Source organism: Nonomuraea sp. NPDC049028 (assembly GCF_043197735.1).
GTDB lineage: Bacteria > Actinomycetota > Actinomycetes > Streptosporangiales > Streptosporangiaceae > Nonomuraea.
This window is the reverse complement of the sequence record NZ_JBICTR010000002.1, coordinates 912,803-927,484: the sequence shown is the minus strand read 5'-3', so window position 1 is coordinate 927,484 and position 14,682 is coordinate 912,803. Positions and strand designations below refer to the sequence as shown.

Sequence of the window (14,682 nt, the reverse complement as noted above, 5' to 3'; positions counted from 1 at the left end):
CCGCGGTCGTGGAGCCTCTCATGCCTCTCATTTCTCTCACGCAAGGCAAGACGATCGCCGGGCCGCTGGTGGCGGCCCTGCTGCTGACGGCCTGTTCCAGCGGGGCGCCGTCGCCCGCCGCCGCGGCGAAGGGCACGGTGCACATCGACGTGCACGGCTGGGTGGGCTACGAGGCCCAGGCCGCCGTACTGACCTACCTGCTCGAACACGAGCTGGGGTACAAGGTCCAGAAGCGCAAGATGAAGGAGGAGGACTCCTGGAAGGGCTTCGAGACCGGCCAGGTCGACGTGATCGTCGAGAACTGGGGGCATAACAATCTCAAGAAGGAGTACATCGAGGACAAGAAGGTCGCACTCTCCGCTGGTCTCACCGGAAACAAAGGCGTGATCGGATGGTACGTCCCCGAGTGGATGGTCAAGAAATATCCGGACATCACGAACTGGCGGAGCCTGAACAAGTATTCGAGCCTATTTCGGACCGCTAAATCCGGAAATTTCGGTCAGGTGCTCGACGGCGATCAGTCGTTCGTCACCAATGACGAGGCGCTCGTGAAGAACCTCGGCCTCGATTACCGGGTCGTCTACTCCGGCAGTGAGGACGCTCTGATCAAGGCGGCACAGGTGGCGACCAAGAATCGTACGCCGGTGCTGATGTATTTCTACGAACCCCAGTGGCTGTTCACCAAGGTCAAACTCGTCAAGATCAACCTGCCCGCCTACTCGATAGGCTGCGACGCCGCCGCCACCAAGGTCGCCTGCGACTATCCGCCGTACCTGCTCGACAAGATCGTGAGCAAGAAGTTCGCCGAGACCGGCGGCCCGGCGTACGAGCTGGTCCGCAATTTCACCTGGAGCAACGACAACCAGAACGCGGTCGCCAGTGACATGATCAACGGCAAGATGACCGCCGACGAGGCGGCCAAGAAGTGGGTCGACGAGAACAAGATCGTGTGGAAGGACTGGATCCCCCGTTGAGGTTCGACTACGTCATCGTGGGCGGCGGGTCGGCGGGGTGCGCCCTGGCCAACCGGCTCAGCGCCGATCCCTCTGTGTCGGTGCTGGTGCTGGAGGCGGGCCGGCCCGACTACTCCTGGGACGTGTTCATCCACATGCCGGCCGCGCTGATGTTCCCCATCGGCAGCCGGTTCTACGACTGGAAGTACGAGTCGGAGCCCGAGCCGTACATGAACGACCGGCGCGTCTACCACGCGCGCGGCAAGGTGCTCGGTGGCTCCAGCAGCATCAACGGCATGATCTTCCAGCGCGGTAACCCGCTGGACTACGAGCGCTGGGCCGCCGATCCGGGCATGGAGAGCTGGGACTACGCGCACTGCCTGCCGTACTTCAAGCGGATGGAGCACTGCCTGGCCGACCCCGGCTCGGAGTTCCGCGGCGACGACGGGCCGCTGATGCTGGAGCGCGGTCCCGCGAAGGGGCCGCTCTTCGATGCGTTCTTCGAGGCCGTCCAGCAGGCCGGGCACCCGCTCACCGACGACGTGAACGGCTTCCGGCAGGAGGGCTTCGCCGCCTTCGACCGCAATGTCTTCCGGGGCCGCCGGCTGAGCGCCGCCCGCGCGTACCTACATCCCGTACGGCATCGCCGCAACCTCACGGTCAGGACGCGGGCCTTCGTGGAGAAGGTGGTCTTCGAGGGCACCCGGGCGGTCGGGGTGATCTGCGACGGCCGGCGCATCCCGGCGGGCGAGGTCATCCTGTGCGGCGGCGCCATCAACTCCCCGCAGCTGCTGCAGCTGTCGGGCGTCGGCCCCCGGGCGCTGCTCGAACCGCTGGGCATCGACGTGGTCCACGACCTGCCGGGCGTGGGCGAGAACCTGCAGGACCACCTGGAGGTGTACGTCCAGCACGCCTGCGCCGAGCCGGTGTCGCAGCAGCCGTCGCTGGCCATGTGGCGCCGGCCCTTCATAGGCGCGAACTGGCTCTTCCTGCGCGGCGGCCCCGGCGCCACCAACCATTTCGAGGCCGGCGGCTTCATCCGCTCCAACGACCAGGTCCGCTACCCGAACCTGATGTTCCACTTCCTGCCGATCGCGATCCGCTACGACGGCTCGGCCCCGGCGGGCGGCCACGGCTACCAGGTGCACATCGGCCCGATGTACTCCGATGCCCGCGGCTCGGTGCGGATCAGGTCGGCCGATCCCCGGCGGAAGCCCGCGCTGCGCTTCAACTACCTGTCCACCGACCAGGACCGGCGCGAGTGGGTGGAGGCCATCAGGCATGCCCGCGCCATCCTGTCCCAGCCCGCCTGGGCCGGTCTGGACGCCGGTGAGCTCTCGCCGGGGCCCGCCGTACAGACTGACGAGGAGATCCTGGACTGGGTGGCCAGGGACGGCGAGACCGCGCTGCACCCGTCGTGCACCTGCAAGATGGGCACCGGCGAGCTGGCCGTCGTGAACCCCGCGACCATGCGCGTGCACGGCCTGGACGGGCTACGGGTGGTGGACGCCTCGGCCATGCCGTACGTCACGAACGGCAACATCTACGCGCCGGTGATGATGCTGGCCGAGAAGGCGGCCGACCTCGTACTCGGCAACACCCCCCTGCCACCCGAACCCGTCGAGTTCTACCGCCACACTCCGTGATCCCCCCGAAGGGACCCCGCCCCGACGGACCGTCACCCGCGTGACGAAACACCGGGAAACCATGGTGGCTACCGCGCTACCGGTCCAGGCGCTGGTAGAGGCGGACCGACAGGACGAAGAAGACGGCGGTGATCGCCAGCGGCCAGACGATCGCCATCGTCACCGCGTGCTGGGCGACCCACGAGTCGCCGCCCCAGCCGGGATTGCCGAACAGTTCCCTGGCCGCCGCGACGGTCGACGACAGCGGGTTCCACTCGGAGACGGCGCCCAGCCAGCCCGGCATGGTGGCCGGGGCGACGAAGGCGTTTGAGAGAAACCCGATCGGAAACTCCAGCGTCTGGATGACCGTCACCGCCCCCGGGTCCTTGGCCACCAGACCGAGGTACATCCCCACCCACAGCAGGGCGAAGCGCAACAGCAGGAGCAGTCCCACGGCTCCGAGCGCCCCGCCGAGGTCCGCCGGACGCCAGCCCACCGCGAAGCCACAGGCCAGCAGGCCCGCCAGGACCAGCACCGAGTTGAGCAGGTCGGCGACGGCCCGGCCGATGAGGACGGCCGAGGGGGCCATCGGCATGGACCGGAACCGGTCGGTCACGCCACGGGAGAGGTCCGTGGTGATCGCGACCATGGTGGCACCGAGTCCGAACAGCATCGTCATGCCGTACATGCCGGGCATGAGGAAGGCGAAGTAGTCGGCTCCCTCCGGCACGTCCACCGCGCCGCCGAACAGGTAGCCGAACGCGAGGGTGATCACCACGGGGAACGCGACCCCGAACACGATCGTCATGGGCTGGGCGATCCAGTGGATCAGGTCACGCCGCGCGACCGACCACCCGTCGGCCAGCGCCCAGCGCAGCCGGGTGAGCGGCCCGTCCACGGCGGTCGCGGTCAGGTCGGAAGCTACTGCGGTCATGTCGGAGCTCCTAAGGTCGGTTGAGGTCCGAGGAGTTCACTCGGCGCTGCGGTCTGTGGGTGTCTCGCAACAGGAGGGCTTTCAGGCGGCGGTGAGGCTCAGGAAGACCTCGTCGAGTGTCGGCCTGCGCAGCGCGACGTCCTCGGCCTCGATGCCCGCGGCCGAGAACGCCGCCAGGACCGCCGTGAGCGCCTGAACCCGCTCGCTTACCGGGGCGCTCACGTGACGGGTGTCCTCGTCGATCTCGGCGGCCCCGGCGGCCACCCGGCCGACGATGCCGGCGGCCTCGGCCAGCCGCGCCGCGTCCCTGACGACCACGTCGAGCCGGTCGCCGCCGAGCTTGGACTTGAGCTCGCCCGGCGTGCCCTCGGCGACGACCCTTCCGGTGTCGATGACCGAGACGCGGTCCGCGAGCTGGTCGGCCTCCTCCAGGTATTGGGTGGTGAGCAGCACCGTGGTGCCGGTGGCGACGAGGGCGCGCACCGCCTTCCACACCTCGCCGCGGCTGCGCGGATCGAGCCCCGTGGTGGGCTCGTCGAGGAAGAGCACGGGCGGGGAGAGGATCATGCCGGCCGCCAGGTCGAGCCGGCGCCGCATACCGCCGGAATACTCCTTGACGGGACCCGGATGCTCCAGGCCGAACGCGTCCAGCAGCTCGGCGGCCCGCCTCCTGGCCGCACCGGCGTCCAGGTGGTAGAGGCGGCCGAACAGCTCCAGGTTCTGCCTGCCGGTCAGCACCTCGTCCACCGCCGCGTGCTGGCCGACGAGACCGATGCTCCGCCGTACCAGCCGGGGACGGGCCGCCACGTCGAACCCGGCCACCTCCGCGCGGCCGCCGTCCGGGCGCAGGAGCGTGGTGAGGATCCTGACGGCCGTGGTCTTGCCCGCGCCGTTCGGGCCGAGCAGCCCGCAGACCGTGCCCTCGGCCACCTCCAGGTCGAAGCCGTCAAGGGCCGTCTTCTTGCCGTACGCCTTGCGCAGGCCCTGTGCGAGCACCGCCGCCATAACGCCTCCTTGAATTCCGTACGCCGTACCGTACAACATACGATCCAGCCCGGCAACCGTACGGTGTACCGTACGAAGGTGACCATCGAGTACTCCGGCAAGGGCGACCCGGCACGCAGCCTGGCCCTGCTCTGGCGCACCAGCGAGCGGACCAGCCGCAAGGGCAAGCCCGACCTGAGCGTCGACCGGATCGTCCGCGCAGCCATCGAGGTGGCCGACGCCGAGGGCCTCCAGGCGCTGTCGATGCGCCGCGTCGCCGAGCGGCTGGGCGTCGGCACGATGTCGCTTTACACGTACGTGCCGGGCAAGCCGGAACTACTCGACGTCATGCTCGACACCGTGTACGGCGAGACTGCCAGGCCGGAGGAATCGCCCGGCGGCGACTGGCGAGCCAGGCTGACGCTCATCGCCAAGGAGAACTGGGCGCTCTACCAGCGCCACCCCTGGCTCCTGCAGGTGGCGACCAACCGGCCGGTGCTGGGACCGAACACCACGGCCAAATACGACTACGAGCTGCGCGCCGTCGATGGCATCGGGCTGACGGACGTGGAGATGGACTCGGTAATCACCTTGGTGACCGGGTTCGTGCACGGCACGGCCCGGGGGGCGGTGGAGGCCGCGCAGGCGGAGAGCCAGACCGGGCTGACGGACGAGCAATGGTGGGCGGCGCACGCGCCGTTCCTCAGCCGAATCACCGACCCGGCGCGCTGGCCCACGGCCTCCCGCGTCGGACAGGCCGCGGCGGAGGCCCTGGGCGGCGCCTACAGCGCGGAACACGCCTTCGAGTTCGGCCTCGAACGCGTCCTCGACGGCATCGACGCCCTGATCACCCGGCGCGCCGGATCGGCCTAGCCCGGAAGGGTCACCCAGCGGGTCGGATCGGCCTGGCGATCCCCGTTCCGCCGGTTCCGCTAGTGGTCGGCCGCCTGCTTGACGGTGGGTGCGGGGCGGCGATCAGGCAGGCCCGCGGTGGCGAGCGCGTTGCCGAGTTGCCGGTCCGTAGGCGGTACAGTCCAGGTCAGGCCGGGTCCGCCGTTGGCGATCGCGCTCGTCAGCACGCTCCGGAGCACCACCTCGTCGGGTGCCCCCGGCTGCCGGGCCCGCGACTCGTCGTACTGGTCACGGATTCGGGCCAGGTCGAGCAGCAGCGTGGTGCCGGGCCGCCCGTCGTCATCCGGCACGGCGACCCCCTGCGGGCTAAGGCCGTCCCCACCCGGTACGGCGACTCCCAGCACGCCCAGAGCGCTCCCACCAGGTACGGCGGCCTCAGAGCGGATGATCGCGCGCACCCTGGCGGCAAAGCCGTCGCCATCCGTCCAGCCGGGACGCAGGTGCAGCACCCCCGGCTCCTCGGTGGCCAGGAAGCCGGCCAGCAGCGCGCCGACCGTGGTCTGCGGGTCGTGCATGGCCGCCTGCCCCCGCGCGGCGAAGCGGCCGGCGAGCAGGTCGAGCGAGATGAGCCGCGGCGGCTCGAACACCGTCAGGACACCGCACTCCCCGCCGATGTCCACCGCGTTCCCCGCGTCGGCGTAGGCCCTCAGACCTTCCAGCAGCGCGGTCGCGGCCTCTTCGTCCAGCCGCGTCTCCCACCCCGCCCTGGGCCCAGCCTCAGGCACGCCGGATGATCCCGATACAGCGACACGGCGGGACCACCAGACGGCCACGCCGAGCACCACGGCGGCGGCCGCGAGCGCGATCCACATGATGCCCGCTAGGAGACGGGCGCCGCGCGCAGGCGAACGACGTGCTCCACGAGCGAGATCAGCGTCCCCTTCACCGACTCGCGGTGCCGCGCGTCCGTACGCACGATCGGCACGTTCGACGACAGCGCCAGCGCCTCGCGCACCTCTTCCTCCGAGTGCGGGAACTGACCCTCCCAGCCGTTGACGCCGACCACGAACGGCAGCTTGGCCTCTTCGAAGTAGTCGATCGCCGGGAAGCTGTCGGCCAGGCGCCGCGTGTCGAGCAGCACCACGGCGCCGATCGCGCCGCGCACGAGGTCATCCCACATGAACCAGAACCGGTGCTGTCCCGGTGTGCCGAACAGGTAAAGGATCAGGTCACGGTCCAGCGACACGCGCCCGAAGTCCATGGCGACGGTCGTCGTCTGCTTGTTCGGCGTCATGCCGAGGTCGTCGATGCCCGCGGACGCGTCGGTCATCACCGCTTCCGTGGTGAGCGGCAGGATCTCGGACACCGCCCCCACGAACGTCGTCTTGCCGACGCCGAACCCGCCCGCGACGACGATCTTCGTCGACGTGAGGCCGGGGCTAGAGCCTGCGAAGTCCACTGAGCACCCTTTCGAGCATGTTGAGGTCTGGCTGTCCCTCGCTGAGACGTGGCTGGTGCAGGCGGACAAGTCCTTCGTCGGACATGTCCGCCACGAGCACTCGAGCCACGCCCAGCGGGACGCGGAGCAGGGCCGAGATCTCGGCGACCGACCGGAACGAGCGGCAGAGCTGCATGATGGCCTCCTGCTCGGGAGTGAGCATGGACATCTCGTCATCCGGTATGGACATCGACGAGATCAGCGTCTCCATCGCCAGGTGGTAGCGCGGCTCTGAGCGGCCGCCGGTCACCGCGTACGGACGGAACAGGGGCTCATCGTCCCCGGTTCCGTCAATGCCGTACACGGCCCTCCCCCTTCAGTTCCATTGCATCACCGCGTCCTGGCCGCCTGAAGCTCCGCCCGCAGGGCCGGCGTCAGCGCCTGGCCCGCCCTGTCGACGAGCAGCGTCATCTGGTACGCCACCAGTCCCATGTCGCAGTCGATCCCCGCCAGCACAGTGAGGACGGAGCCGTCGCTGATCGCCATCACGACGAGCAGCCCGCGCTGCATCTCGACGACGGTCTGCGACACGGAGCCGCCCTCGAACACCCGGGACGCGCCCACGGTCAGGCTCAGCAGGCCCGCGGACACCGCGGCGAGCTGGTCGGCGCGGTCCGGCGGGAAGCCCTCGGAGCTGGCCAGGCAGAGGCCGTCGGCCGAGACGACGACGGCATGCGCGACTCCGGGCGTGTTCCGCACGAAGTCGGTGATCAGCCAGTCGAACCTGTGGGCCTCATGGCTAAGGGTGGTCACTCGCCCTCCCCGGCAGGACGCTCCATCACTGTTGTTCCTCCTGTCCACGTACTTCCGCACGACCCCGGCGTACTCCCTGCTGGAAGCTCGCCAACCTGCTGCGCGACCGCTCGGCGGAGACTGGTGGCATCGGGACCTGCCGCTGCGACTGCTGCGGTTGGCCGGCCGTACCAGGAACCAGGTTCGCCTTCGGAGTGCGCTTGGGTAGCCCCGAGGACGTGGTGCCCCCAAGGCTGGGATCGCTCGCGGCGGCCGCCGCCTGCCAACCGGCGTCAGCGGGGTTTCGCCACGAATCCTCCACAGAGAGTATGGCTTGTGCGGGGGTCGACTCATCCCGGCCCGGCGAATCCGGTGCCCGCTCTTCCGACGGCCGGCGGAACCAGGCGGATTCCACGGCGGCGAAGATCGGCAGGAACTCCTCCTGACCGGGCTCCATGGGCGAGACGTCCACCGACGGCGGCGCGTCCTGCCTACGCGGCTCACCGGTGCTGTAGGGCGTCTGGAACGCGCCATCAGAGCCGGGACCGGGGTAGGAGGGGAAGGAACCGGTACGTTCCTGGCTGGGGTACGACGGGGGCTGGGCCGGATACTGCGGCCCGGCGGCCGGCGGCTGCACCGGATACGCGCGGCCGGGCGACCGCGGCCCCTGGTCCGGCGTGGGATACGACTGCGGCTGGCTCGGGCTGGGGTACGACGGCGACTGGCTCGGGTACGACGGGAAGCCGCCCGAGTCGAAGGACGGCCGGTGCGCCCCACCGTCCGTGTCGGCGGTGAAGGGACGCGACGGCCCCGAGCCGGTGTCGAAGGAGTCGAAGCTGGCGAACGACCGGAACGTGCCGTTGGGCGCGGGCACGCCGTTGGACGGTGTTGCCGACGGCACGCCGTTCGCGGGCATGCCGTTCGGAGGTGTACCGGCGCCGAACCCGGGCCGCTGGGGCAGCGGCGGCCGGGAGCCGTCGGGGATCAGCGACGGCGGCAGCAGCACCATGGCGATCAGCCCGGTGCCTTCGCCCTTGCGCAGCTGGACCCGGATGCCGTGGCGCAGCGCCAGCCGGCCGACCACGAACAGGCCCATCCGCCGCGACACCGACACGTCCACGACCGGCGGCTCGGCCAGGCGCCGGTTGGCCTCGGCGAGCTCGTCGTCGGTCATGCTGATGCCGACGTCGTTCACCGACAGCAGTGCGCCGCCGCCTTCGATGAGGCTGCTCGACACCACGACGTTGGAGTTGTTCGGGGAGAACTGGATGGCGTTCTCGACCAGCTCGGCCACCAGGTGGACGAGGTCGTTGGCCGCGCTGCCGAGCACCGAGGTGGCTCGGTGCACCTTGACCTGGACGCGCTCGTAGCCCTCGACCTCCGACAGCGCCGCGCGGACCACGTCGACCAGCTTGGCCGGCTGACTGCGCCGGCGAGTGGCCTCGTGCCCGGCCAGGACCAGGAGGTTCTCCGAGTTGCGCCGCATACGGGTGGCCAGGTGGTCGAGCTTGAATAGGTCGGCCAGGCGGGCGCCGTCCTGCTCGCCCTTCTCCAGGCCGTCGATCAGTGAGATCTGCCGCTCGACCAGCGTCTGGGTGCGGCGCGAAAGGTTGACGAACATCGAGCTGATGTTGCTGCGGAGGTCGGCCTCCTCGCCCGCCAGCCGTACGGCCTGGCGGTGCACCTGGTCGAAGGCCCTGGCCACGTCGCCGATCTCGTCGTCGCCCTCGATCTCGATCGGGCGGACGTCGGCGGGGGCGTCACCGGTGACGCGGAGCTTGCGCACCACGTCGGGCAGCCGGAACCCGGCGATCTCCAGGGCCTCGGTGCGCAGGCGGCGCAGCGGCGTGACCATCGAGCGGGCGATCGCGACGGTGAACAGCAGGACGAGCAGCAGCAGCGCCACGATGAGCACACCGGCGATGATCGCGTTGCGGGTCTCGGAGTCGCGTAGCTCCTGGCTGCGCAGCGCCACCTTCTGGCTCAGGTCGCCCTCGATCGAGTGGAGGATGTCGATGGCGGTGGCGTTGTCGTCGAACCACTGGTCCGGCGCCGGCTTCTTGGGGTCGGTCTGGGCGAGCAGGTCGTCCCTGATCCTGACGCCCGGCGCCTTACCGGCGGCGAGGGTGATGGCGCGGGCCTTGGTCAGCTCGGTGTTGTAGTACTCGGGCGCCGTCAGCGCCTTCGACAGCGCGAGACCGACGACCGGTCCGGCCTCCTGGCCGACGGAGGCGATCTCCGCGCGCTGCCTGGCGTTGGAGGCGATGAACCGCTCGACCTCCTTGGCGTCCACGCTCGCGGAGTTGTAGTAGCCCTTGAGCAGCTGGACGCGCTGCTTGGAGACCTCCTCCTTCGCGCGCGCCAGCGCGCTCAGCGCGCGGAACTGGCCGATGATCTGCGAGTCGTCGCTGAGCAGGCTCAGCTCGTCGTGCAGCTTGAGCAGCGTGTCGAGCAGCGAGTCGTAGCGGGTGGTGTCCTTCTGGCCCTCGCTGCGGGTCCTGTTCAGGACGTTGAAGTCGTAGCGGGCCCGCTTGACCGCGTTGAGCACGCGGTCGCCGTAGGACTCGTCCATGACCGCCATGTCGGCCTGCACGGTCCTGACCAGCGCGTCGACCTTCGCCTTGCGCTCTTTGTACGGCTCGGTGAGCTTCTTGCGCACCCTGCTGGAGGCGGCCAGCCAGCCGCCGGTGTCACGCTCCAGCCCGAGCGCTTGTACCAGGTCGCGGATGTGACCTGCCTGCTCCGCGGCGAGTGCCGTGCGGTCGTAGTCGCCGATGCTCTGGACCGAGCCCACCACGCGCGCTCCCCCGAGCACGACTCCCGCCATGGTGGGAACGAGGACCAGCGCGGTGAGACGCCATCTCACGCGCCAGTTACGCAGCCCCAGCCGGGGCAGCAGCCGCTTTCCGCGGGCCTGCCTGGCGGTTTGGCCGCCTTCGGAGTTCCCCGTAGTCACTGCTTCCGCTACCCCTCAATCATCCCGTTCCGTCGGCGGGTTGAGCCCGTCCACTAGGTAAAGCACCCGACTTTCCCGGCAAAACGGGCACGTCGCTGCAAAACATACCCGTAACTCGTGTGTGCTGTTGGTTATCGAAGTGCCGCAAGCACCTGATCGCGGACCAGGGTCCGCTGGGCGCCGTCGCTGAGGGGCCGTCCGGCACGATCGACCACGTAGAAGACGTCCACCGCCTCCGCGCCGAGAGTCTCCACGCGAGCGGCCCTCACGTCAAGACCACATTCGCCGAAAGCCCGTCCAATGCGCCACAGGAGTCCCGGTCTGTCATGGGCCCTGACTTCAACGACGGTAGCGGTCGCCGAGGCATCGTCTACCAAGGTGACACGGGGTGGAGCGACAGGAACACGAGGGGGTCTCATAGACCTGGTACGGCGGGCAAGACGCTGCTCGATGTCAAGGCGCCCAGCAAGGACCAGACGGAGATCGGCCTCCAGCGTGGCGGGGTCCGGCGGGGTGCCGTATTCGGGGATGACGGAGAACTCGATCACCGCGGTGGAGCCGGCGGCGGCGGACGAGGCGGAGCGGACGATCAAGCGATGCGCGGCCAGCACGCCGGCGGCGCTCCACAGAAGCCCGGCCCGGTCGGGGGCGACGACCGTGACGGCTCCCCCATGGACGCGGATGGCGGCGCCGCCGTGACGGGCCAGCGCGGCCTGCTCGGCCGACAGGCTGGGCGCCTTGGGCGGCGGCGCGCCGGACAGCACGGAGCGGACGCGGCGCACGAGGTCGGCGACGAGCCCGGCCTTCCAGGCGTTCCAGGCGGCCGGGCCGGTGGCGTGCCCGTCGGAGACGGCCAGCGCGGCGAGCAGGTCCAGCACCTCGCGCGAGCCGACCGTGCCGGCGACCTTCTCGATCGTGACGGGGTCGTCGAGGTCCCTGCGGGTAGCGGTCTCGGGCAGCAGCAGATGGTGGCGTACGACGGTGGCCAGCGTCTCGACGTCAGCGGCGGGCAGGCCGATGCGGGTCCCGATGTCGCGGACCACGACCTCGCCGGTCGCCGAGTGGTCACCGGGCCAGCCCTTGCCGATGTCGTGCAGCAGCGCCGAGATCAGCAGCAGGTCGGGGCGGGAGACCTCGCGGGTGTGGCTGGCGGCGTTGGCGGCGGCCTCGATCAGGTGCCGGTCGACGGTGAACCGGTGGATCGGGTTGCGCTGCGGGCGGTGTCGTACGCGCTCCCAGTCAGGAAGCAGCCTGACAAGAATGCCCGCTTGGTCAAGCTCCTCCCAGACGGGCACGGCGGCCCGGCCCGCGCCCAGGATGGACACCAGCGCGTCACGGGCCTCCTCGGGCCACGGCACGGGCATGGGGGGCGACTGAGCAGCCAGGACGGACATGGTGGCGGGGGCGAGCGGCAGCCCCGAGTCGGCCGCCGCGGCGGCGGCGCGCAGCACCAGGACCGGGTCCTTGCGCGGGTCGACGCCACGCGCGAGCACCACTTCACCACCGTGCTCGACCACGCCGTCGGCCAGCGGCCGGCGGCCCCGTGGAGCCGGTCCCGACACCAGCCTGTCAACCGTGCGCCAGGTGGCGTCGAAGGCGTGAGAGATCGTCCGGCCCGCCTCGGCGAGCCTGCGCATCAGGGCCTCGGCGTCGAGCAAGCCGAGCAGCCCGGCGACGGCTTCCTGCTCCTGGAGCACCAGTCTGTCGGTGCCTCGCGCGGTGACGGTGTGCAGGGCGTGGCGTACGTCGAGGATGAACTCATAGGCCTCACGCGCCCGGGGACCGGGCGCGGAGGCGACCCAGGCCGCTGCCACAGCCTGCATGGCTTGGACGTCGCGAAGGCCGCCGCGGCCGTCCTTGAGGTCGGGTTCGAGAAGGAAGGCCAGCTCGCCGCTGGCCTGTGCGCGCCGGTCCGCCGCCTCACGCAGCTCGCCGAGCCGGCGGCGGGAGTCGGCGCGCCACTCGGCGAGCACGGACTCCCTGGCCTTCTTCGTCAGCTCGGGATCGCCCGCTATGTGCCTGGCCTGGATGAGGCCAAGCACGGCTTTGAGATCGTCGCGGGCGACCGCCACGGCCTCGTCCACGGTTCGCACCGAGTGGTCGAGGCCGACGGCGGAGTCCCAGATCGGATACCAGACGCGGTCGGCGATCCGCGCCACGTCGTCCCTGCCGTTGTGCAGGAGGACGAGGTCGAGGTCGCTGCCGGGGGCCAGTTCGCCGCGCCCCAGGCTCCCTACGGCGACCAGTGCGACGTGCTCGCCGTCACTCGCCGTACGGAAGAGGTCTTTGAGCCAGCGGTCAGTGTCCGCGGCCCGCTCCTTGCGGGCCGCGGCGTAGGTACGAGCCTCACCCCTCACAGGGCCTCTGGACCCCGTTCTCCGGTGCGGACCCGGATCACCGTGTCGACCGGGACGGACCACACCTTGCCGTCACCGATCTTGCCTGTCTGAGCCGCCTTGACGATGACGTCGATCACGTCCTCGGCGTCCTCCTCCTCGGTCAGCACCTCGAGGCGCACCTTGGGGACCAGGTCCACCTGGTATTCGGCGCCGCGGTAGACCTCGGTGTGGCCGCGCTGCCGGCCGTAGCCGCTGGCCTCGCTGACCGTCATGCCCTTGACGCCGAACTGTTCGAGGGCGGCCTTCACGTCGTCCAGCTTGAACGGCTTGATGACGGCGGTGATGAGCCTCATGCTTCCACCTTCTTGGTTACCGGGGCCAGAGGGCCGTTCGGGGAGCTCACGCCCGAGGCGTGGACCGTACCGAGGTCGTATCCCGTCTCGGCGTGGGTGGTGACGTCGATGCCGGTGACCTCGTCCTCGACCGGGATGCGGAAGCCCATCGTCTTGTCGATGATCTTACCGATGACCCAGGTCACGATGAAGGAGTAACCGCCGACCGCGATCGGGCCGAGCACCTGGAGACCGAGCTGGGTGAAGCCGCCGCCGTAGAAGAGGCCCTTGTTCTGCTGGTCCAGGAAGGGGTACACGGCCAGGAAGCCGAGCGAGACGGCGCCGATCACGCCGCCGACCAGGTGCACGCCGACCACGTCGAGCGAGTCGTCGAAGTTGAAGCGGTACTTCAGGCCGACCGCGTAGGCGCACACCGCGCCGGCGATCAGGCCGAGCAGCATCGCGGCCCACGGGTCGATGAACCCACAGGCGGGGGTGATGGCGACCAGACCGGCGACCGCGCCGGAGGCGACGCCGAGGCTGGTGGCGTGGCCGTCGCGCAGCTTCTCCACCACGATCCAGGCGCCGGCCGCGACGGCGGTGGCGATCTGGGTGTTCATGAACGCCAGGCCGGCCGTGCCGTCGACCGCCAGCTCGGAGCCCGCGTTGAAACCGAACCAGCCGAACCACAGGAGGCCCACACCGAGCAGCACCAGTGTCAGGTTGTGCGGCCGCATCGGCTCCTTGCGCCAGCCCTTGCGCTTGCCCAGCACCAGGGCCAGCGCCAGCGCCGCGGCACCGGCGTTGATGTGGACCACCGTGCCGCCGGCGAAGTCCTCGATGCCCAGGGCGTTCAGCCAGCCGGTGCCCCACACCCAGTGGGCGATGGGGAAGTAGACGATGCTCGCCCAGATGAAGCTGAACAGCACCCAGGCGCCGAACTTGGCCCGGTCTGCGATGGCGCCGCTGATCAGAGCGACGGTGATGATGGCGAACGTCAGCTGGAAGGCCGAGAAGACCAGGCTGGGCATGCCGGTGCCGTCGGGCTTGGTGGCCGTCTCGACCAGGCTCTGCAGCCCGAGGGCGTCGAGACCACCGACGAAGTTGTTCAGCCACGACATGCTGTTGTCGGTGAACGCCAGCGAGTGTCCGTAGAGCACCCAGGCGATGGTGACGGTGATGATGCTGACGAACGACATCATCATCATGTTCAGGACACTCTTGGCCCTGGTCATGCCCCCGTAGAAAAACGCGAGCCCTGGTGTCATGAGCAGCACCAGCGCGGTGGCCGCTAGCATCCAGGCCGTCGTGCCGCTGTCGATCTTCACGACGCGACCCTCCTTACATGTGACGTGTGGCCACAGCGTGTTCGCCCGGAGTTTCGTGGCTCGACCGGGTGTGTTTCACATTCGTGAATCTCGTCCCACTGGTGTTTCGTCCATGTTTCGGACCGCGCGTTCCGAATATTCGGGCATAG

13 protein-coding genes are annotated in these 14,682 nt (G+C 69.7%); 3 read left to right on the top strand and 10 right to left on the bottom strand.

Annotated elements, in window-relative coordinates; all coding sequences use genetic code 11:
• Positions 1 to 20 precede the first annotated feature (20 nt).
• Together ACGFJ2_RS10405 and betA are read left to right on the top strand one after the other, a co-directional pair.
• Positions 21 to 974: an ABC transporter substrate-binding protein gene (locus ACGFJ2_RS10405; RefSeq protein ID WP_357942893.1), complete on the top strand. Its 954-nt coding sequence runs from the start codon at positions 21 to 23 to the stop codon at positions 972 to 974.
• Positions 971 to 2,599 carry a choline dehydrogenase gene (gene betA, locus ACGFJ2_RS10400; protein WP_393466801.1) on the top strand — a complete coding sequence of 543 codons (1,629 nt, stop codon included), beginning with the start codon at positions 971 to 973 and terminating at the stop codon, positions 2,597 to 2,599. Before ACGFJ2_RS10405 ends, betA begins: the two co-directional genes overlap by 4 nt.
• A 76-nt stretch (positions 2,600 to 2,675) precedes the next feature.
• Here the strand turns inward: betA and ACGFJ2_RS10395 are convergent, their stop codons facing one another.
• Together ACGFJ2_RS10395 and ACGFJ2_RS10390 are read right to left on the bottom strand one after the other, a co-directional pair.
• Positions 2,676 to 3,512 carry an ABC transporter permease gene (locus tag ACGFJ2_RS10395; protein ID WP_393466798.1) on the bottom strand — a complete coding sequence of 279 codons (837 nt, stop codon included), beginning with the start codon at positions 3,510 to 3,512 and terminating at the stop codon, positions 2,676 to 2,678.
• Positions 3,513 to 3,593: 81 nt separating this feature from the next.
• Complete coding sequence (locus tag ACGFJ2_RS10390; protein ID WP_393466795.1) at positions 3,594 to 4,517, bottom strand: ATP-binding cassette domain-containing protein; 924 nt, start codon at positions 4,515 to 4,517, stop codon at positions 3,594 to 3,596.
• A 78-nt stretch (positions 4,518 to 4,595) separates the two neighbouring features.
• Between ACGFJ2_RS10390 and ACGFJ2_RS10385 the strand changes: the two genes are divergently transcribed.
• Complete coding sequence (locus ACGFJ2_RS10385) at positions 4,596 to 5,369, top strand: TetR/AcrR family transcriptional regulator (protein WP_393466792.1); 774 nt, start codon at positions 4,596 to 4,598, stop codon at positions 5,367 to 5,369.
• Positions 5,370 to 5,428: 59 nt separating this feature from the next.
• Here the strand turns inward: ACGFJ2_RS10385 and ACGFJ2_RS10380 are convergent, their stop codons facing one another.
• The 8 genes from ACGFJ2_RS10380 to ACGFJ2_RS10345 all read right to left on the bottom strand — a co-directional run bounded on the left by ACGFJ2_RS10380 (position 5,429) and on the right by ACGFJ2_RS10345 (position 14,533).
• Positions 5,429 to 6,220, bottom strand: coding sequence for a hypothetical protein (locus tag ACGFJ2_RS10380; protein WP_393466789.1), 792 nt, complete (start codon positions 6,218 to 6,220; stop codon positions 5,429 to 5,431).
• Positions 6,221 to 6,228: 8 nt separating this feature from the next.
• Positions 6,229 to 6,807 carry an ATP/GTP-binding protein gene (locus ACGFJ2_RS10375; RefSeq protein WP_225290471.1) on the bottom strand — a complete coding sequence of 193 codons (579 nt, stop codon included), beginning with the start codon at positions 6,805 to 6,807 and terminating at the stop codon, positions 6,229 to 6,231.
• Positions 6,788 to 7,150, bottom strand: coding sequence for a DUF742 domain-containing protein (locus tag ACGFJ2_RS10370; protein WP_357942881.1), 363 nt, complete (start codon positions 7,148 to 7,150; stop codon positions 6,788 to 6,790). Before ACGFJ2_RS10370 ends, ACGFJ2_RS10375 begins: the two co-directional genes overlap by 20 nt.
• A gap of 26 nt (positions 7,151 to 7,176) precedes the next feature.
• Positions 7,177 to 7,599, bottom strand: coding sequence for a roadblock/LC7 domain-containing protein (locus ACGFJ2_RS10365; protein WP_214641598.1), 423 nt, complete (start codon positions 7,597 to 7,599; stop codon positions 7,177 to 7,179).
• Between the two features lie 25 nt (positions 7,600 to 7,624).
• Positions 7,625 to 10,534: a nitrate- and nitrite sensing domain-containing protein gene (locus ACGFJ2_RS10360; protein WP_393466786.1), complete on the bottom strand. Its 2,910-nt coding sequence runs from the start codon at positions 10,532 to 10,534 to the stop codon at positions 7,625 to 7,627.
• Positions 10,535 to 10,665: 131 nt separating this feature from the next.
• The gene (locus ACGFJ2_RS10355) at positions 10,666 to 12,891 is read right to left on the bottom strand and encodes a [protein-PII] uridylyltransferase (RefSeq protein ID WP_357942877.1); all 2,226 of its coding nucleotides are present in this window, start codon (positions 12,889 to 12,891) and stop codon (positions 10,666 to 10,668) included.
• Positions 12,888 to 13,226: a P-II family nitrogen regulator gene (locus tag ACGFJ2_RS10350; RefSeq protein ID WP_184756141.1), complete on the bottom strand. Its 339-nt coding sequence runs from the start codon at positions 13,224 to 13,226 to the stop codon at positions 12,888 to 12,890. The genes ACGFJ2_RS10355 and ACGFJ2_RS10350 overlap by 4 nt, the downstream gene beginning before the upstream one ends.
• Positions 13,223 to 14,533: an ammonium transporter gene (locus ACGFJ2_RS10345; protein ID WP_357942875.1), complete on the bottom strand. Its 1,311-nt coding sequence runs from the start codon at positions 14,531 to 14,533 to the stop codon at positions 13,223 to 13,225. The genes ACGFJ2_RS10350 and ACGFJ2_RS10345 overlap by 4 nt, the downstream gene beginning before the upstream one ends.
• Positions 14,534 to 14,682 lie beyond the last annotated feature (149 nt).

Coding starts and splice junctions, on each gene's coding strand:
- ACGFJ2_RS10405 (WP_357942893.1), top strand. CDS start 21: ATGCCTCTCATTTCTCTCACGCAAGGCAAGACGATCGCCGGGCCGCTG.
- ACGFJ2_RS10395 (WP_393466798.1), bottom strand. CDS start 3,512: ATGACCGCAGTAGCTTCCGACCTGACCGCGACCGCCGTGGACGGGCCG.
- ACGFJ2_RS10390 (WP_393466795.1), bottom strand. CDS start 4,517: ATGGCGGCGGTGCTCGCACAGGGCCTGCGCAAGGCGTACGGCAAGAAG.
- ACGFJ2_RS10380 (WP_393466789.1), bottom strand. CDS start 6,220: ATGTGGATCGCGCTCGCGGCCGCCGCCGTGGTGCTCGGCGTGGCCGTC.
- ACGFJ2_RS10350 (WP_184756141.1), bottom strand. CDS start 13,226: ATGAGGCTCATCACCGCCGTCATCAAGCCGTTCAAGCTGGACGACGTG.